The sequence below is a fragment of the Anabaena sp. PCC 7938 genome (assembly GCF_049315035.1).
Taxonomy (GTDB): domain Bacteria; phylum Cyanobacteriota; class Cyanobacteriia; order Cyanobacteriales; family Nostocaceae; genus Anabaena; species Anabaena cylindrica.
On sequence record NZ_CP186034.1, the window covers coordinates 4,389,569 to 4,407,709 of the forward strand.

General features: G+C 38.1%; 17 protein-coding genes and 1 pseudogene. 8 read left to right on the plus strand and 10 right to left on the minus strand.

Annotated elements, in window-relative coordinates:
* Window positions 1-893 precede the first annotated feature (893 nt).
* Window positions 894-2,113, plus strand: a pseudogene (locus tag ACOWPH_RS19990) (ISL3 family transposase).
* 203 nt (window positions 2,114-2,316) lie between these two features.
* Here ACOWPH_RS19990 and ACOWPH_RS19995 read toward each other — a convergent pair.
* From ACOWPH_RS19995 to ACOWPH_RS20010, 4 genes are all read right to left on the minus strand, one after another.
* Window positions 2,317-2,721 (minus strand): type II toxin-antitoxin system VapC family toxin, encoded by a 405-nt coding sequence (locus tag ACOWPH_RS19995; RefSeq protein ID WP_015217137.1) that lies wholly within the window; start codon window positions 2,719-2,721, stop codon window positions 2,317-2,319.
* Entirely contained in the window at window positions 2,718-3,023 is a 306-nt protein-coding gene (locus ACOWPH_RS20000) for a hypothetical protein (protein ID WP_015217138.1), read from the minus strand. The genes ACOWPH_RS19995 and ACOWPH_RS20000 overlap by 4 nt, the downstream gene beginning before the upstream one ends.
* A gap of 356 nt (window positions 3,024-3,379) precedes the next feature.
* A complete protein-coding gene (locus tag ACOWPH_RS20005) occupies window positions 3,380-4,282 on the minus strand; it encodes a S1 RNA-binding domain-containing protein (protein ID WP_015217139.1) in 903 nt (300 codons plus the stop codon).
* Between the two features lie 131 nt (window positions 4,283-4,413).
* Window positions 4,414-5,163, minus strand: a complete 750-nt coding sequence (locus ACOWPH_RS20010) for a dienelactone hydrolase family protein (protein WP_015217140.1) — start codon at window positions 5,161-5,163, stop codon at window positions 4,414-4,416.
* Between the two features lie 201 nt (window positions 5,164-5,364).
* Between ACOWPH_RS20010 and ACOWPH_RS20015 the strand changes: the two genes are divergently transcribed.
* Window positions 5,365-6,351 (plus strand): GntR family transcriptional regulator, encoded by a 987-nt coding sequence (locus ACOWPH_RS20015; RefSeq protein WP_015217141.1) that lies wholly within the window; start codon window positions 5,365-5,367, stop codon window positions 6,349-6,351.
* 236 nt (window positions 6,352-6,587) lie between these two features.
* Here the strand turns inward: ACOWPH_RS20015 and rpmF are convergent, their stop codons facing one another.
* Both rpmF and ACOWPH_RS20025 read right to left on the minus strand, forming a co-directional pair.
* Window positions 6,588-6,761, minus strand: coding sequence for a 50S ribosomal protein L32 (rpmF, locus tag ACOWPH_RS20020; RefSeq protein WP_015217142.1), 174 nt, complete (start codon window positions 6,759-6,761; stop codon window positions 6,588-6,590).
* A gap of 117 nt (window positions 6,762-6,878) precedes the next feature.
* Window positions 6,879-7,403, minus strand: a complete 525-nt coding sequence (locus ACOWPH_RS20025; RefSeq protein WP_015217143.1) for a hypothetical protein — start codon at window positions 7,401-7,403, stop codon at window positions 6,879-6,881.
* A gap of 267 nt (window positions 7,404-7,670) precedes the next feature.
* Here ACOWPH_RS20025 and ACOWPH_RS20030 point away from each other — a divergent pair, with 267 nt between their 5' ends.
* A complete protein-coding gene (locus ACOWPH_RS20030) occupies window positions 7,671-9,527 on the plus strand; it encodes a caspase family protein (protein ID WP_015217144.1) in 1,857 nt (618 codons plus the stop codon).
* 247 nt (window positions 9,528-9,774) lie between these two features.
* Here ACOWPH_RS20030 and ACOWPH_RS20035 read toward each other — a convergent pair whose 3' ends face one another.
* Together ACOWPH_RS20035 and ACOWPH_RS20040 are read right to left on the minus strand one after the other, a co-directional pair.
* Window positions 9,775-10,074: a hypothetical protein gene (locus tag ACOWPH_RS20035; protein ID WP_015217145.1), complete on the minus strand. Its 300-nt coding sequence runs from the start codon at window positions 10,072-10,074 to the stop codon at window positions 9,775-9,777.
* Between the two features lie 217 nt (window positions 10,075-10,291).
* Window positions 10,292-11,452 carry a glycosyltransferase gene (locus ACOWPH_RS20040; RefSeq protein ID WP_015217146.1) on the minus strand — a complete coding sequence of 387 codons (1,161 nt, stop codon included), beginning with the start codon at window positions 11,450-11,452 and terminating at the stop codon, window positions 10,292-10,294.
* 161 nt (window positions 11,453-11,613) lie between these two features.
* Here ACOWPH_RS20040 and shc point away from each other — a divergent pair, with 161 nt between their 5' ends.
* Window positions 11,614-13,524 (plus strand): squalene--hopene cyclase, encoded by a 1,911-nt coding sequence (gene shc, locus ACOWPH_RS20045; RefSeq protein WP_015217147.1) that lies wholly within the window; start codon window positions 11,614-11,616, stop codon window positions 13,522-13,524.
* 81 nt (window positions 13,525-13,605) lie between these two features.
* Here shc and ACOWPH_RS20050 read toward each other — a convergent pair whose 3' ends face one another.
* Both ACOWPH_RS20050 and ACOWPH_RS20055 read right to left on the minus strand, forming a co-directional pair.
* Entirely contained in the window at window positions 13,606-13,866 is a 261-nt protein-coding gene (locus ACOWPH_RS20050; protein ID WP_015217148.1) for a hypothetical protein, read from the minus strand.
* 7 nt (window positions 13,867-13,873) lie between these two features.
* On the minus strand, window positions 13,874-14,002 hold the full coding sequence (locus ACOWPH_RS20055; RefSeq protein ID WP_277882381.1) for a hypothetical protein: 129 nt from the start codon (window positions 14,000-14,002) through the stop codon (window positions 13,874-13,876).
* A gap of 198 nt (window positions 14,003-14,200) precedes the next feature.
* On the opposite strand from ACOWPH_RS20055, the gene ACOWPH_RS20060 reads away from it, so the two are divergent.
* The 4 genes from ACOWPH_RS20060 to ACOWPH_RS20075 all read left to right on the plus strand — a co-directional run bounded on the left by ACOWPH_RS20060 (window position 14,201) and on the right by ACOWPH_RS20075 (window position 18,084).
* Window positions 14,201-14,446 carry a type II toxin-antitoxin system RelE/ParE family toxin gene (locus ACOWPH_RS20060; RefSeq protein WP_015217149.1) on the plus strand — a complete coding sequence of 82 codons (246 nt, stop codon included), beginning with the start codon at window positions 14,201-14,203 and terminating at the stop codon, window positions 14,444-14,446.
* A 78-nt stretch (window positions 14,447-14,524) separates the two neighbouring features.
* A complete protein-coding gene (gene hemB / locus ACOWPH_RS20065; protein WP_015217150.1) occupies window positions 14,525-15,535 on the plus strand; it encodes a porphobilinogen synthase in 1,011 nt (336 codons plus the stop codon).
* Window positions 15,536-15,667: 132 nt separating this feature from the next.
* The gene (locus ACOWPH_RS20070; RefSeq protein WP_015217151.1) at window positions 15,668-16,921 is read left to right on the plus strand and encodes an FAD/NAD(P)-binding protein; all 1,254 of its coding nucleotides are present in this window, start codon (window positions 15,668-15,670) and stop codon (window positions 16,919-16,921) included.
* A 113-nt stretch (window positions 16,922-17,034) separates the two neighbouring features.
* Window positions 17,035-18,084 (plus strand): CobW family GTP-binding protein, encoded by a 1,050-nt coding sequence (locus tag ACOWPH_RS20075; protein WP_042466202.1) that lies wholly within the window; start codon window positions 17,035-17,037, stop codon window positions 18,082-18,084.
* Window positions 18,085-18,141 lie beyond the last annotated feature (57 nt).

Consider the following 18,141-nt stretch of genomic DNA (forward strand, 5'->3'; position numbering starts at 1 on the left):
TTTTGGGAATTAATTTAGATTGTTAACAACTTGAGTTTATTAGTATTAAGAATATTAACAAATCAGATAATTTGAGCTTGACCACTTGATAACTAGGGTGAAATAAATTATTACAAACCTGATGAAGATATATTTTGTAAGGGTTTAGCATTGCTAAAACCCTAAATAATTAAATCATATTAAGTTAAGCTAGATATAAACCTAATAAATTTAATAAATGTCGGTATCTTATGCAATTTCATGACACGACAACCTCATGACCAAAGAATAGTGATGTCAATGATGAAGAGGCAAAGGAGTTAATTATAAGTTTATCACCAGCATATCTGAAACAGCGTGAAGAATGGAAATAAGAGGGAATAGAAGAACAGAGGAAACGCATCTAAATTGTCTTGACAAAATACAATTCTGATATGTTAACAAAGAAGTCTTAATTTATCGTTTGATTGATTAAAATATTGTCAATAAGGAGGCATTAATACAAATTTATAGGTCGTTTTGTAATTTAGCTCTAAATATTTACCGTTCTCATGACTTTAAAAATATGGCTCAAGCACTAAAGATTTGCCTGTTTTGGTCTTAGCACATTCAAGCAATTATTTAGAATGAAATAGCCCTGGTTTTACAAGAATTAATTGAGTATCTTAATAATCCTGAATCTACTGAAGAGAAGCAGCTTAAAAAATACGAAGATTATGAAGATTAAATAGTAATTTTGGCTCTTGCGTCTCTTTTATGGAGAAAACTAAAAGTATTAAAATTTAATGCCGATAAATTTAAATTATTAAAGTTGAAAACTCTATCCCTGTAAAGGTTTGCAAACTTTTTGATATATGGGAATAAGCATAGGATTACAATCATAATTATCAAATACAAAAGTTTTAGGGATAGTTATGAAATTTAGCGTAGATCAAATCCTCAATCTCCCAGAGATGAAAGTGTTAGATTTTCAAGAACTTGTTGGGGCAGGAATAATTATAACAATAGAGAAAGCTGTCAACTATTCTACTTGTCCAGACTGTGAAAAAACCACCTATAGTATACATCAAAATCATTGGCGGCTAATTCACGATTTATCTTGGAGTGAAAAACCAGTATTGTTAAGAATAAATCGCCGTCAATTCAAATGTAACAAGTGCAAAAAGGTCTTCAGTGAAAAGCTAAATTTTGTAGATAAAAGTAAAGGATATACTAAAAGACTAGCCATAGATATAGTTGCACAAGTATTAGACAGTAATATTCATAGTGTTGCCGAAAGAAATGACTTAAGCGATGAAGAAGTTGAATCAATGTTAAAGGCACAAGTATCACAAATATTAAACATTAATTTAAATCAGGTGAAAAGGTTAGGCATAGATGAGATTGCTTTGGTGAAAGGTCAAGGAAGTTATTTAGCAGTATTAGTAGATTTAGATACTCGTAAACCTATTGAGTTGGTGAAGTCAAGAAGAATAGAAGAAATACGTGAAGTTATTGTCAAATGGGGATCTCAGGTACTTGAACAAATAGTTGAAGTGAGTATGGATCTTTGGTCTCCTTATAAAAGTTTAGTAGAAGAATTAATGCCAAATGCGAATATAACTGCTGATAGATTTCATGTAATGAAACAAGTAAATGATGAATTAGATGCTATGCGTAAATCTGAAAAGAGAGCCGCCATGTCTTTAGATAATAAATCAGAGCGAGACCGAATATTAGCAGGATTAAATAAAAGCAAATATAGCTTAATAAAAATGAAGATTCTTTAAATGAACAACAAAAAGAAAGATTAAATAATGTTCAAAAAGTTTCCCCTATTCTGGCAAAAATGCACGCCCTAAAAGAAGAATTTCGAGACATATTTGAATCCACTAAGTCTTGGGGCGAAAGCATAATGAATTTATTAGATTGGATGCACGATGGACTTTCTTATTTTCCCAAAAGTATAGGAACAATGATTAGGTGGTTTGGTGAAGTTGTAGGTTATTTTGACGGCAGAACTACTAGTGGTACTGTAGAAGGAATTAATAATAAACTCAAATTAATCAAAAGACTTGGATATGGATTTCGTAACTTTAGCAATTTCAGATTACGTAGTTTATTAAACTGGCACTTTAGTATTAATTCTCCATAAAAGAGACGCAAGAGCCGTAATTTTTCTTTTAAATTGTACTTTTTTAACTGATGATTTAGTAAGAGCAATCGCTTTTTGGTGTAAAGAGTTAAGAATGCGATCGCTTTTTTGATGTAGGGAGTTTGGAGAGCGATAGCGCAAGCGTTGACTTGTCAGTTCGCTTTTGGATTATGGGTTTGTGGAGTGCGATCTTTTTTAACCTTCTATCCTTCAATTTCCCAATCTTCTAGTTTTAACCCTTCAACCCTGACAAATTCCTTAGTATTATGAGTGACCAAAATCAAATCACGAGACAGCGCAATAGAAGCAATTAATAAATCATTATAACCAATAGGAGTACCAGTATTAGCCAATTGAGCGCGAATCCTACCTGCATTTAAAGCTGAAATATCATCTAAAGGTAAGGAAATAAACACTTCTAAAAATCTTTTTACTTTTGCCCAAACTTGATTAGGGTTATCACTTCCCATCGCCCCATAAAATAACTCTAATTTCACAACTGAACAAACTGCAATATCTTCTAAATCCGTATTTTCTAGTTTCCGGCGAATAATCAAATCTTCATTGAGATATTTGATACATACATTGGTATCCAGCAAATATTTCATGACAATTTAAACTCCGCTAAATCATCAAAAACTCCTTCTGAATCTATAGTTAAAGGAGTATCTTTTAAACATCCTGATGTTTCTTCAAAAAAATTAGCAGGCCAACCTTTTCCTTTTGGTTGATTTTGCTGCTGAGAATCAGTAACAGGTATTAAAATAACAGTAATAGTTAAGTCAGCGTTAGTAACATCTACAGGAATATCTAAATGTAATATTCCATCTTGCCCAACATGAGAGTTCAGAGTTATGGTTTGCATGGTATTTACATAGATAAATAACTTGTTTTGAGAGATAGCTAACATAAGGTACCGCTTTTTGATGTAGGGAGTTGGGAGTGCGATCGCTTGCACTATAGAAATTTATTTGTTTTGATAATTCAAAAAACCAGCAGCAGACCCTAATTTTGCTCAAACAAAGCACCCATCGTCATTGTGGGGAGAATTTTTTAATCGTCAATTAGCGAAGCTTCTTCAGAGTCTATGTTTGACAATTTAGTAAAGTTAATTGTATTAATTAAATTTGCCTTTAGTGGAAAAACATTTCCAGAACTCTGAAGCAGCTATCGCTAAGGAAAAGGGCTGTGATTTGTGTAATGGGGAAAAAAGAAAAGGTTACAGATATTTTCCTTCCATCTCACCAATTAACAATCACCAATTATCTATTCAGCAGTTTTATTTGCAGCCCGATTAGCACGCGCTTCGGCTGAACTCATGACTTCTGCAAAATTCTCCAGCACTTCACCAGGATGGTTTTCTAAAACTCTTGTGGAAAGGGCTACTCTGCCTTTACCTTCATCTAAATCAATAATAACGGCTTTAATTGGCTGACCGATTTGAAAGACTTTTTCCAATGATTCGATAAATTTTTGGCTCACTTGTTTAATGTGGAGTAAGGCGCTAACACCATTTAATTCGACAAATACACCAAAAGGTTTAATGCCAGTAATTTTACCTTCTACTAACTGACCTAATTCTAATAAGCTGAAGCTGCTAGAACGAGTTGCTAAACGCTGGGAAAGGATGAGTTTGTTGGTGTTGCGATTAATTTCCAAAAAGCCAGCGGTGAGAGTTTGACCTTTGAGTGTTTCTAAGTTATCACGGTCGGCGAGGTGCGATCGCGGAATAAATCCTCGTAAAGAAAGAAGATCAACAGTTACACCACCTTTATTCACTCCTGTTACTCGCACTTGCACTGTCTGGGAATTTTCCTGCATTTGTAACAATTTTACCCAGATTTGCTGAATTTCTAACTGCTTGCGAGACAGTGTAACTTGACCTTCAGCATCTTGATCTCGGATAATCAAAAACTCCATATCTTCTTGCATTGGCAGAACTTCCGCTAAATCAGTTACTGCTCTCAACGAAGCCTCATCGCGGGGGAGAAAAGCGGACGACTTACCACCAATATCAACATAGGCTCCATCATGGTCAAGTTGAAACACCTTGCCATGTACAACCTGTCCCTTTTGAAATTGGTAGTCGTGTTTTTCCAGTGCTTGAGCAAAGTCGTCCATTGAAAAAGACGAATTGGCTGTTTGAGAAAGTTGTGATTCGGAATTCATGACGTTTGAAGATAAATTGTATGAGAAGAAGAAATTTAGGAGTTCAGTAGTGCCAAAGCGCGAGAGATAGGCTAACAGGGACAATCAGCTAGAAAATCCCTTAAACAACTCTATTTCCTAAAAAACTCTTGTTAAGCTGCTAAAACGCGGGCAAAAAGTTTTTGAACTTCTTCCCAAGCATCGGCCGCAGCTTTAGGATTATAACTGGCACGACGGTCACAAAAAAACCCATGGTTAGATCCATCGTAACGAAACACACGATGGGAAATGTTATATTTTTTTAACTCGGCTTCAATTTCGTCTATCTGTTCTTTGGGAATGCTTGCATCTTCTGTGCCAAAAAAGGTGTAGATAGTGCCTGTAATCTCTCTGGTGCGGGTAATAGTGGGGTTTCCACCTCCGGGGGTGCGAGTGGTAATTCCAGCACCATAAAAGGAAGCTGTGGCTTGAATATCTGGGAGGGTGGCAGCTAGGTATGCTACGTGACCACCAAAACAAAAACCAATACAACCAAATCCATCTTTTTTGACTTGGGGCAAAGTTTTGAGATGATTGATAGCTGCTTGAATATCGCTCAAGAGTTCTGAGGCTTTGGTTTGTGACCAAGCATATTCTCTGCCTATTTCTATATCTTGGGGGGTGTAACCGGTTTCAAATCCAGGTGCTTGACGTTGAAAAAGTGCGGGTGCGATCGCTACATATCCCAGTTTAGCAATCCGTTCTGTCACATCTCGAATATGAACGTTAACCCCAAATATCTCTTGTAAAACTATCACTCCTAGGTAAGAACCGGGTGCTGTTGGTGTGGCTAGATAAGCTTCTACTTGGCAATCATTTTGGGAAAGATTAACTTTTGTAGTGTTTATTAATCGCTCTGTCATAATAATTTTTACTCAAGCTCTCTAATTGTCTGATATAACTATGCCAGTATCTTCAGACGGCTTTCAACCAAATTATCCATTAATAAACTTGAATGTATTAGCAACATTCCTTAAAACATCTCACGTATCAAGAATATTATATTTAACAGGTAGCATCCACATCGGGTTAATTGCAGCTACCAGTAATCAGGAGAATTGTTGATGATTCAATTCCGTATTCAGCCAGACAGCGAAATTCCGGCATCCACCCAACTGTTTAATCAAATCCGATTTGCGATCGCATCTGGGCAGTATTCACCTGCATACAAGTTGCCTAGCACAAGGGCGCTGGCTATGCAAACGGGATTACACCGGAATACTATTAGCAAAGTTTACCGCCAGTTGGAGGAAGAAGGATTTGTCGAAAGTCTCGCGGGTTCAGGAATCTATGTCCGCGCTCAAGGACATGAAGGTGGGAGTAGGTTACAGTCGCCAATTCTCAAGCAATATCCTGAAGCATACAAAGTAGTTCAACAAACTCTCGATGAGTTACTTGGTCAAGGATGCTCCCTGAATCAAGCACGAGAGCTATTTCTAGCAGAAGTTGATTGGCGCTTGCGGTGTAGTGCCAGGGTGCTTGTAGTCGCACCATCTCAGGATATCGGGGCTGGGGAATTAATGGTAGATGAATTGGAAGAAGCTTTAGAAATTCCAGTTCAGTTAGTCGCTATGGAAGAGTTACTAGCAGTTTTAGACCAAACTACTTCGGCTACATTAGTCACCAGTCGTTATTTTATCGGCGAAGTGGAAGCGATCGCCGCACCAAAAGCTGTACGCGTGATTCCCCTAGATATTCACGATTATGCCAAGGAACTCAATGTCGTTAAAAACTTACCCAAAGCTAGTTGTATAGGTATAGTCAGCCTCAGTCCTGGCATTCTCAGAGCCACCGAAGTCATCCTCCACGGTTTACGAGGTGATGAATTACTCGTAATGACTTCCCAGCCTAAGGATGGTTATAAACTGCAAGCGATCGTTAAACGATCTGAAATCATTTTTTGTACAGATCAAGCAAGCTATTCAGCAGTTCAAGCCGGAGTGCAAATAGTTCTAGATGATCTGATTCGTCCACCAAAACTAATTCGCTGTGAAAACTACATTGGTTCTCAGTCAATAAATTTACTCAAACGCGAACTCGGTTTAATCTGACAATAGCAACTCCAAAATAAACAATCCAATCCCTGAAATTTTCAAGATTTCAGGGATTCTGTTTGATAGTTTCATTAACTTTTTTCTTAGTTTGGTTCTTGAAAAAATTTCATAAATTACCTTCTAGAAACCTCCGCTATAACGCAAAGCGTCTAGCGGTTAGTCGTTAATGCCATCAGGCAAGCAAAGAAAAAGCACTCCCATATACGCTGTTTGTGCTTTTCCTTAACGAGAGATTATGACTCTTCTTCTTCTTCTTCAGCAACTGGATAGACAAATTTAGAACGTCCAGACAAAATTGATTTGCCGAGAGAGATGGCTTTCTGAGCTTCAACAACAGCCTTATGTGTCCAGGTAGCGCGGCGTTTGTCTCGTTTGGATTTGGACGTTTTCTTCTTTGGAACAGCCATGATAGCGGATATCGTGATTATTGACAACCTTTTTATTCTAGGCCATCAATTGACATTAGCAATGATAGAGAGTTGAATTTTCGGAGATGTCTAAATAAGAAGATGAGTTTTTTATCGTTATGGTTGTGTTGGTTCCTTAACTGTGGGTGGAGTAGCTGTGGTTGGAGGTACAGCAGGAGCAGCGTCAGGGACTGGTGTCTGTTGTTCAAAGAAAAGTAGCGATCGCGCTGTTTTAAAATAAGTTACCCAACGTTGGGGGTCAGGACGCTGTTTCCATTGCAGACGACTAACATCTAAGGCTATAACTGGGGCGATAGCTCCATAATTTTGTACGGAGACAATTATGGAAACATCTGTTACTAAGATGTCTTGGTCAAAACTGCGTTGAGCCGCTGCCCTAGCCACTGCTTCTGCTCTTCTGAGAACAGTTTCGTAGTTTTCTGCGGGCAGTCTGTCAATGGTTAAATCAACTCTGGCTGTGTAAGCTTGCACAATTTGAGGTGCGATCGCTTCCGTAGCCAACCAGAGAGGAAACGCTAAGAATAGGAAGACTCCAGCTTGAATTATCCGGATTTTCCTGCCAAATTGGCCAATAAATGAAAAGGGAATGAATGATGATTGTTGAGTGTAAATCCTGTTCATAAACTTGTAGCCCTCCTGAATGATGACTGAAGCATTTTCAACGAATGCAAGTATTTTCCGAAATTTCAACGTCATAAGAACTACATTATATCTAGGAATTAGTGGAAACCCACCTAGACTATGAAGAAGGAGTCAGTTGTCAGTAGTCTCATAGAATTCCTTTTGACTCCTGAACTCCTGTATTCTGTTTGATAAAACATAGGTTAGCTTTGTTTTTCGACAAGGCCAACCGCAATTTTCAGCAAACAACAACCGACAAAGAGCGGGATGGTAAATTACTGGGCGATCGCTATTGGCATCAATCAATATGAATTATTTCAACCTTTAAGCTGCGCTCAAGCCGATGCCGAGGCATTACATGATTTTTTGTTGACAGAAGCAGGTTTACTCCCCCAAAACTGCCTACTGATGACCAATACTTCACCACCAATAGGGGAAAAAACTTCCTATCCAACGAAAGATAATATTTTGTCTTTGCTGGAGGAATTAGCAGCAACATCTTGGCAACCAGAAGACCATCTATGGTTATTTTTCAGCGGTTATGGAGTCAACTATAACGACAAAGATTACTTAATGCCGGTGGCAGGAAACCCAGATATGGTTTCTGAAACTGGGCTAGAAGTGCGATCGCTGATGCAAAGTCTCCAAGTTGCCCAACTGAATGTATTACTCATTTTCGATATCAACCGCGCCTTTGGCACACAAGCAGATGCTCCTGTTGGGCAAGAAATTCTCGACATGGCCAAAGAATTACAAATGGCGGTCATGCTGTCTTGCCAACCAGAGCAATTTTCCCACGAAAGTAGCGAATTAGGTCACGGATTCTTTACAGCAGCCTTATTAGAAGCTTTACGTGCTGGCAAAGGTGGCTACGTAACAGATTTAGAAAGTTATGTCAGTTCCCTCACCCCGGAACTTTGTCAACACCACTGGCGACCTATTCAAAACCCTGCAACTGTCATTCCATCCCATCAGCAAGCCATTTTGCCGATCTTGGAATTAGACAGTGAATCAGAAACACAGCAACTGATTTTTCCTGAAGAAAACTTTGCTGTTGCTCTCACTACTCCCCCATTAGCAGACAATAAATCTAAAAATTCGACTACAGATAAAGCTTGGTGGGCAGAAAAGAAAACCGTAGAAACTACCATCAACAAGACTTCTGCCAATGCAGATGAATCAGTCGGCACGTTATCTGTAGACGGTAATCAAATTCTGGCTACTTCCCCAGAATTAAACACAGGAGCTAGGTTTATTCCCTCTGCTGCCAAAGACTACGCTACGCCTTCAATTCAGGCAAATACCCCCATTTGGAAACAATTTATCTTATGGGGCGGAGGCAGCATGATGATAGTAGGTTTAATCGCTACCTTTGTTCTCAACAATCAGGCTAGTTTTCGTTTCAAAAAGTTCTCTACAACCGTAAATAATACTACCAGCGACTCCCAATTTTCCAAGAGTTTCCCCCCTGTTACCCCAACTGTAGAACCAATAAAACCAGCTAGGCTGCCCATTGTGGACTCCCAAAAGCGTAACCAAGCAATTTTAGAGCTAGGTAAAATGTCCTTGAGCGCAACTAAAGCTAGTGATTTGAGTCAAGCGATCGCATCGACTAAAAAAATTAAACCCGGTGAACCTCTTTATCAACAAGCTCAGGAAAATATTCAGATTTGGAATCAGTTGATTTTAGAGTTAGCTGAGGAACTCGCTCAACAAAAAGAATATAGTGATGCGATCGCAGCTGCTGAGTTAATTACCAAGGACGAGTTGCTATATCCCCAAGCACAATCTGCGATCGCCAAATGGCGACTAGAAATCAAGCGGTATGTAAGTAACAAAACTTTGTTAGATGCCGCTAATGCCTTGATTCAACCTGGACAGGCATCAACCTATAATCGAGCTATTGAAGTTGCCAAGCGAGTACCACCAGGGCAACCAGGCTTTGAAATTGCCCAAACATCAATCAATCAATGGAGTGAAAAAATTTTAGATTTAGCTAAAAATCGTGCCGCCCAAGGAGAAATCAGCACCGCCATAGAAACCGCTACTTTAGTTCCAGAAATAACACCCGCTTACGAAGACGCTCAGGATGCCATTCAAAAATGGCAAGTAAAAAAAAATTAGTTTAGTTAAAGGATTGTTAATTGATTCTTGGTCTGGCTTAAATACGACTTTTTCAGCAAGCACTATATATCAAACATTCTGAATCCTTAAGCTAATTTAGTAAATAATGTAAAGAAGAGAAGTTAAGTAAATAAAAAAAAGTGATGTTACGACTCAACTTCACTTCATTTTCTCATACTTATTCTCTGCTGGAGGAGATGCTTTGACTTAAGCTCATCTACTAGAAAAAGGGATTAGTAGATTCGGTTTATTTGAGTTTAGCAACAGCGCTTTCAAAAGCCGTATTTAGTTCTTTCCAAGCTTTTTCAAAACCAACTTGCATCTCTCCCCAAGCTTGCTCACTAGCTTTTTGTAATTCTTCTAATTTAGCTTGAGCAGCATCACGCTTAGTATATATTTCTTCCAATTTATTGTTATATTCCAAGGCTGTATCTGCTTTAGCTTGATTTGCCTTGGCTTTCATTTCATCAATCTGAGCATTGAATTTATCTAATTGTGCTTTGACTTTATCTTGATAAACTTGTCTTTTTTCATTCTGTAATGTCATAAGCTTAACCTGCAATAAATACATTTTCTAAAATGATGAAATTTGTTTTATCAAAAAATCATCATTTACACCCATATTTTAACAAAAGTATTCCTCTTGACAATCATCCGATAGATGCAAAAACAATAGATAATGATTACAGAGACTATATCTAAAGGAATAAAAATTTTAAAATTAATGTTAAAAAGCTGATTAATCTTCTTCTGTCTGCATTTTTTTAATAAACTCTACCTTTCCATTCACCACCACGTCCTTGCCAGTGACGGATAGCAGAATCTATAGTCATTAAAGTATAGAAAAGGGCAATTATAGGTAAACAGCAGACTAGCCAAGGGGAACATTTATAAAAATGAATGATGGGAAAATAAGCTAAAGTCATCAATAACCATGTGATTAAACCAGTGATAGTCATAAGCAAATTTCCTAACCCTAAACCCAAAATTATTCCCATCGGTGGCACTAGATAAACTAAGATCATTCCCAACACACTTCCTACTAGCAGCCAGGGAGAATAATTCAGTTGGGTGTAAGCACTACGCGCTACCATATCCCAGATGGTTTTCAAGGAATCATAAGGACGCAAGCTATAAGTTAAATTGCTTAATCCTAACCATATTCGCCCTTGATTGGATTTGATGGCTTTTGCTAAAGAACAATCATCAATTAAAGCTTGGCGAATTACTTGTATTCCCCCAATGCGATTTAGGGCTGTTGGACGAATTAACATACAACCGCCGGCAGCCGCTGCTATAGTTTTTTTGGGGTTATTTACCCAGCGAAAAGGATAGAGTTTTTGGAAGAAAAAGACGAAAGCAGGAATTAGTAGTTGTTCCCAAAGGCTTTGACAACGCAGTTTGACCATAATTGAGACTAAGTCTAAATTCTCTCCTTCAGCTTTGGCAATTAATCGCCGCAGATTGCTAGGATTATGTTCTATATCTGCATCAGTAAGTAAAAAATAATCAGGTTGTAATTGATTGGCTTTTTGTATACCCTGTTCCATCGCCCATAGTTTACCAGTCCAACCAGCGGGTAATTCTTGACTAGAGACAATATGTAATTGTTGGGGTTTATCTACGGTTTGGGCTACTTCTTGGGCAAAATGTGCTGTATTATCTGTACTATGATCGTCTACTAAAAAGATGTTGTAATCGCCAGGGTAGTCTTGTAGGAGGAGCGATCGCACACTAATGGCAATCACATCAGCCTCATTTCGTGCTGGAATCACCACACAGACTGTAGGTAAGCCTTGTTGTGTGCAGATGTCTTCACTTGTTTCTAATTGCTGATCTACCCGCCAAAACTGCCCCCAAAACAAAAGTAAAAATAACCAAATTACCAAAGATAAAACCACCAACCCCAATAAAATTGTCGCCATATCTATTGCAAACTCTCAGTAACTCACACAGAATACTCTGTTTTATCTTCCTTCTTCCCTCTTCCTTCGTGTCCTTCGCGCCTTTGCGGTTCATTAAATCCATATTCCTGTAGTCAGAAGATATGTGATTAAATATCATGTAGTGCGGAGGAAAGTAATTCATGCAAACACAAAACAGGGTGCAAGTCAAGCAAATAGCAGAAGCAATTAAAGCCAGTCAAAAACATCTGCTTGCGATTCAAAAGCCAGATGGTTATTGGTGGGCTGAGTTAGAATCCAACGTTACCATTACTGCCGAAGCCGTTCTGCTGCATAAGATTTGGGGAACAGATAAAACTCGACCTTTGCATAAAGTAGAAACCTATCTGCGATCGCAACAACGAGAACATGGCGGTTGGGAACTATTTTATGGAGACGGTGGAGAACTGAGTACAACCGTAGAAGCTTATATGGCTTTGCGTTTATTAGGTGTACCTGCAAATGATCCTGCACTAATAAAAGCTAAATCTTGGATTTTAGAAAAAGGCGGAATCAGCAAAACCCGCATTTTCACCAAATTACACCTTGCCTTAATTGGTTGCTACAACTGGCGTGGACTTCCTTCATTACCATCCTGGGTAATGCTGCTACCCGATAATTTCCCCTTCAATATTTATGAACTTTCGAGTTGGGCGCGTTCCAGCACAGTACCTTTATTAATAGTCTTTGATCGCAAACCTATCTTTAAAATTGATCAACCTATAAATTTAGATGAATTATATACAGAAGGGGTGAAAAACGTCAAATGGGAATTACCAAAAAATGGCGATTGGTCGGATATATTTAACATCTTAGATAATGGCTTTAAATTAGCAGAAAGTTTCAATTTTGTTCCTTTTAGAAATGAAGGCATTAAAGCCGCAGAAAAATGGATTTTAGAACGTCAAGAAGCTACAGGTGATTGGGGGGGAATTATTCCCGCCATGTTGAACTCCCTGTTAGCATTGAAGTGTTTAGATTACGATGCTAACGACCCAATTATCTATCGTGGTTTAAAAGCAGTTGATAATTTTGCCATTGAAACAGAGAATAGTTATTGTGTTCAGCCTTGTGTTTCACCCGTTTGGGATACAGCTTGGGCAATTCGTGCCTTAATTGATTCAGGTTTTCCAGCAGATGATCCTGCAATCATAAAAGCTGGAGAATGGTTATTAGAAAAACAGATTTTAGATTATGGTGATTGGTCAGTAAAAAATAAACAAGGAAAACCTGGCGCATGGGCGTTTGAATTTGATAATCGCTTCTATCCAGATGTTGATGATTCTGCTGTAGTTGTCATGGCGTTACATCAAACAAAATTACCGAATGAAGAACTTAAAAAACAAGCTATAAATCGGGCTTTAAATTGGATTGCATCTATGCAATGTCAACCAGGCGGTTGGGCAGCTTTTGATATTGATAATAATCAAGATTGGCTCAATTCTGTACCCTATGGCGATTTAAAAGCCATGATAGATCCCAATACAGCCGATGTCACCGCTAGAGTATTAGAAATGTTGGGGGCTTGTAACTTATCAATTCCATCAGATAAGTTAGAAAAATCCCTTGATTATCTTCTTAATGAACAAGAAAAAGAAGGTTGTTGGTTTGGGCGTTGGGGTGTAAATTACATCTATGGAACTAGCGGAGTTTTATCAGCTTTAGCATTAATAAATCCCCAAAAATATCGCAGTGAAATAGAACAAGGTGCAGCTTGGTTAGTCAAAGTTCAAAACTCTGATGGTGGTTGGGGTGAAACTTGTTTTAGTTACAATGATCCGAGTTTGAAAGGTAAGGGAGATAGTACCGCATCTCAAACAGCTTGGGGTTTAATTGGGTTAATAGCAGCAGGAGAAGCAACAGTAAAAATACCGTTTGATAGTATTGAAAGAGGGATTAATTACTTGTTAGAAACTCAAAGATCAGATGGTACTTGGGATGAATCATATTTTACAGGAACAGGTTTTCCCTGTCATTTTTATCTCAAATATCACCTCTATCAACAGTATTTTCCTTTAATTGCTTTGGGAAGATATCAAGGGATTAAAGGATAAAATATGGAAGATACCCGAAGTAAAAAAAGTCGGGTATCTATCTTATAAAGGTTTTAGATTTAGTTATTTTGACTTAACTTATCATGATAATTTTGCAAGATAACCATATTGTTTATTTTCTAAATTTTCTAAAATTGCTTGTAATGTTTTTAGAGGATAGCTGTGTTTTTTGTATTCCTCTTTCGCAGGAGTATCACCTAATTTCTTCAACATATTGCGACTTTCTTCAACAATTTCTTCTTTAAAGAAATCAATCAATCTTTGTCGATTAGTAATTTTGCCTGCATCTAACTCTAACGTTGAATCAATGATTTTTCTGGTTTTAATTTCAATATATGGCATGAAAAAACTAAGGATTATATTGTTTATTAATTTGGCGAACTATTTCCTTCACTTTTGGTTCATCTTCGGGATTGTAATACAGTATATCACCATTACTATCATTACCTGTGGTTCTTTTTCTTCTTGGAGTAGTCACACTAAATATATCTTTTAGGATGGGGCAGACTTAATAATTTCGTAATAATCAACAAATTTTTAATATCTGACGCAGCCTACTATAGCAATTCCCAAGCTCATGAAATACACCCCACCCGCGCTGTCGCGCACCCTCCCCTTACCAAGGGGAGGGTTGGGGAGGGATAATTTTGTATCTAACTAGAGTGGGAAAGGCTATATATGGGTTTATCTTGCCCACAATAATCAAATTGCAGCAGACAAAGAAATTGCTAAAATTCTCAATAGCTTGCCAATGTTAGCTCAATTTCCTGGCATGGGCAGAAGCCGTGATGATTTGTTACCAGAACTCAGAAGCTTTCCAATTAAACCATACATCATATTTTACACACCAATTGATGATGGAATTGAGATAATTCGGGTACTCCATCAATCAAGAGATGTTAATAGTCTGTTTACTGGTTGATATCTAATATTTCTTGCTTTACCCCTACATACTGCCCCGCAGCCTATATAATAATGATTATCATTTTATATAAACTCTATGTCGTCTGCAAATTCAAACACCGATAAGCCATTAAACCTGCCTCAGCGTCCCCGTCGTCTGCGTCGGAATGCAAGCTTGCGGAAAATGGTGCGGGAAACGACTTTAAGTGTAAATGACCTGATCTATCCGATGTTTGTGATGGAAGGGGAAGGACAAAAAGTAGAAATTCTTTCTATGCCCGGATGTTATCGTTTTTCTCTGGATTTGCTGCTGAAAGAAATAGCTGAGGTTTCACGCTTGGGAATAAATGCGATCGCACTTTTCCCCGTTATCCCAGAAAATCAAAAAGACGACACAGGTACAGAAAGCTACAACCCAGAAGGCTTAGTACAAGAAACTGTCAAAGCTATTAAAAAAGCAGTTCCCGAAATCATCGTTATTACCGATGTTGCCCTTGACCCCTTCACCACTCATGGTCACGATGGTTTAGTCGATGAAAACGGCATTATTTTAAATGACCCCACAGTAGAAGTGTTAGTAAAAATGGCACTTTCCCAAGCAGCAGCCGGCGCTGATTTTGTTGCTCCTTCTGACATGATGGATGGTAGAGTTGGGGCAATTCGCAAAGCTTTAGATGCGGAAGGTTATATCAATGTATGTATTTTGGCTTACTCTGCCAAATATGCCTCAGCCTACTATGGCCCTTTTAGAGATGCTTTAGAATCAGCCCCGAAATTTGGTGATAAAAAGACTTATCAAATGGATGCTGCCAATAGCCAAGAAGCTTTAAAAGAGGTGGAATTAGATATTGCCGAAGGTGCAGATATCATCATGGTTAAACCAGCTTTAGTTTATCTAGACATCATACATCGAGTCAAAAAAGTAACAAATTTACCAGTTGCAGCATACAACGTTAGCGGTGAGTACGCAATGATTAAAGCAGCGGCCGCTAATGGCTGGATAGATGAGAAACAGGTGATTTTAGAAACCTTAACCAGTATGAAACGGGCTGGTGCTGATTTAATTTTGACTTACTTTGCCAAAGAAGTTGCTCTTATGTTGATGTAACTTTTGAGGAGTCAGGAGTTACAGGAGTTCAGAAGTATGGCTAACGCCACGCTTCGCTATCAGAAGTTCAGAATAAATACGAGTAACTAATGACCAATGACTAATAACTAAATAACTAATAACTAATGACTAATGACAAAAATTGACTTAGCAATTATTGGTGCTGGACCTCATGCACTGACTTTAGTTGCCCATCTCTTACAAAAACGGCAGACAATGAAAGGTAACTTTGCCGTATTTGACCCCAGTGGTACATGGATGAGTGGTTGGAAACAGCAATTTGCGGCTTTGGAAATTCCTCATTTGCGATCGCCCGCAGTTCATCATCCCCACCCTAACCCCTTCGCTTTACGGAAATTTGCTGAATCTCGTTCTCAGGAACTCTTTCCCCCCTACGATTTACCAGGGACAAAACTATTTGCGGATTTTTGCGAGGGTATAATAGCAGAACATCAGTTACAAAATCAAGTTATCCCTTTGGCTGTAACCAGCATTAAACCGTTATTTAATCATTTTCGTCCTCAATTTCAATTAGGGCTGTCAGATGGACAAAAAGTAACTGCACGGCGGTTAGTGTTGGCAACGGGTAGTGGTAAAATACACATTCCTGATTGGGTAAACAAGATTCAGTCACTCTATCCTCAAGATAGACTTTGCCATTCTCAAACTGTAGATTTACGTCAATTACAGTTAAAGTCTCAAAGAGTCTTGATTGTTGGTGGTGGTTTGACAAGTGGACATTTGGCTGTAGGTGCTATTTCTCGTGGTGCAAAAGTTCACTTGATGATGCGACGACAGTTGTCAGAAAAGCTATTTGATGCAGCACCGGGTTGGTTAGGCCCAAAATATCTCAAAGGATTTTTTGAGCAAAATTGGCAACAACGCTGGTTAATGATTCAGCAAGCTAGAAATGGTGGTTCTATCACACCTGCGATAGCGAAGCGCTGCTGCTTTCAGCAGTTCGCTACCCAACTACGCAAAGAAAAGCATCGTGGTAAAATCATAATTGATGAAAATTGTCAAGTCATCAAAGCCGAATGGTTGGGTAATAATTGGCTGGTAGAATGTGGTGATGGTAACTTTTACGAGTGTGATTATATCTGGTTAGCCACTGGTACTAAATTCGATGTCACCACAGAACCATTATTAAAAGAAATTTTAGCCGCTTACCCCATCCAAATCGTCAACGGTTTACCTGTTTTAGATACGTATCTGCGTTGGCCTGGTTGTGAATTATTTATCATGGGTGGTTTAGCTGCCTTACAAGTGGGGCCAACAGCAAGGAATTTATCTGGTGCAAGAATGGCTTGTGAAAAAATCGTTCCTGCGATCGCTAAACCCAGTGTAGCTTTTTCCCGTAACATCACTGGAATCAAAGCCAGCTAACAGCACTTCAAAATATTTCCCCAAAAATAAACTACAACATCAATAACATTTAGAGCTTTTTGCGCTAGAATGATAACGATTCTCATTATATGTCTCGAATTATTGAACTGATGATGACTCAATTAACAGCACCAACTGCAAATATAATTCCTGAAATTCCCAAACAAGGAATGCCAGTAACTATCATCACAGGATTTTTAGGTAGTGGAAAAACCACACTTTTAAATCAAATTCTCCAAAATAAACAAGATTTAAAAGTTGCTGTACTTGTGAATGAATTTGGTGATATTAACATTGACAGCCAACTACTAGTTTCTGTAGACCAAGATATGGTAGAACTCAGTAATGGCTGTATATGCTGCACCATTAATGATGGTCTAGTTGATGCAGTTTATCGAGTTTTAGAAAGAGAAGAACGCATTGATTATCTAGTAATTGAAACTACTGGTGTTGCTGATCCACTACCAATAATTTTAACTTTTCTGGGAACAGAACTAAGGGATTTAACAAATGTAGACTCAATTCTCACAGTAGTAGATGCTGAGACATTTAATGAGAAACATTTTGAAAGTGAAGCAGCTTTACAACAAATTACTTACGGAGATATTATTCTCCTCAATAAAACAGACCTCGTGACACCAGATAAACTACAAGAAGTAGAACATTTTATCCATGATGTAAAAAATGGAGCGAGAATTTTACATACTCAATATGGAGAAGTTGCTTTACCATTAATTTTAGGTGTAGGTTTAACACCAAAAGATGTATATATTTCTGGTGATAAAGAAGATACTCACGCATCTGAACACCATCATCATGATCATGAACACCATAAAAATCATGACCATCATCATCATGAACATCACTCTCATCATTTAGAAAATGATGGCTTTGTCTCAATCTCTTTTCAATCTGATAGACCATTTGACGTTAATAAATTTGAGGATTTTCTCACTGAAGAAATGCCCCAGGACGTATTTCGAGCTAAGGGCATATTATGGTTTAGTGATAGTGATTTACGCCATATTTTTCAACTGAGTGGGCCTCGTTATAACTTACACGCTGATGAATGGTCTACTTCACCTAAAAATCAAGTAGTTTTCATTGGTAGAAAATTGGATGCTAGGGAAATTCACACACAACTTAACAAATGTTTGTTATAATCAATAAGTGTGAAAAAATAGCTCAAGTTGCTTAATAGTTGTTCAAATGTTTTTAAC

What these genes read in the sequence shown, in the direction of transcription:
- ACOWPH_RS19995 (WP_015217137.1), bottom strand. Translation starts at nt 2,721, where the DNA reads ATGAAATATTTGCTGGATACCAATGTATGTATCAAATATCTCAATGAA.
- ACOWPH_RS20000 (WP_015217138.1), bottom strand. Translation starts at nt 3,023, where the DNA reads ATGTTAGCTATCTCTCAAAACAAGTTATTTATCTATGTAAATACCATG.
- ACOWPH_RS20005 (WP_015217139.1), bottom strand. Translation starts at nt 4,282, where the DNA reads ATGAATTCCGAATCACAACTTTCTCAAACAGCCAATTCGTCTTTTTCA.
- ACOWPH_RS20010 (WP_015217140.1), bottom strand. Translation starts at nt 5,163, where the DNA reads ATGACAGAGCGATTAATAAACACTACAAAAGTTAATCTTTCCCAAAAT.
- ACOWPH_RS20015 (WP_015217141.1), top strand. Translation starts at nt 5,365, where the DNA reads ATGATTCAATTCCGTATTCAGCCAGACAGCGAAATTCCGGCATCCACC.
- rpmF (WP_015217142.1), bottom strand. Translation starts at nt 6,761, where the DNA reads ATGGCTGTTCCAAAGAAGAAAACGTCCAAATCCAAACGAGACAAACGC.
- ACOWPH_RS20025 (WP_015217143.1), bottom strand. Translation starts at nt 7,403, where the DNA reads ATGAACAGGATTTACACTCAACAATCATCATTCATTCCCTTTTCATTT.
- ACOWPH_RS20030 (WP_015217144.1), top strand. Translation starts at nt 7,671, where the DNA reads ATGGTAAATTACTGGGCGATCGCTATTGGCATCAATCAATATGAATTA.
- ACOWPH_RS20035 (WP_015217145.1), bottom strand. Translation starts at nt 10,074, where the DNA reads ATGACATTACAGAATGAAAAAAGACAAGTTTATCAAGATAAAGTCAAA.
- ACOWPH_RS20040 (WP_015217146.1), bottom strand. Translation starts at nt 11,452, where the DNA reads ATGGCGACAATTTTATTGGGGTTGGTGGTTTTATCTTTGGTAATTTGG.
- shc (WP_015217147.1), top strand. Translation starts at nt 11,614, where the DNA reads ATGCAAACACAAAACAGGGTGCAAGTCAAGCAAATAGCAGAAGCAATT.
- ACOWPH_RS20050 (WP_015217148.1), bottom strand. Translation starts at nt 13,866, where the DNA reads ATGCCATATATTGAAATTAAAACCAGAAAAATCATTGATTCAACGTTA.
- hemB (WP_015217150.1), top strand. Translation starts at nt 14,525, where the DNA reads ATGTCGTCTGCAAATTCAAACACCGATAAGCCATTAAACCTGCCTCAG.
- ACOWPH_RS20070 (WP_015217151.1), top strand. Translation starts at nt 15,668, where the DNA reads ATGACAAAAATTGACTTAGCAATTATTGGTGCTGGACCTCATGCACTG.
- ACOWPH_RS20075 (WP_042466202.1), top strand. Translation starts at nt 17,035, where the DNA reads ATGACTCAATTAACAGCACCAACTGCAAATATAATTCCTGAAATTCCC.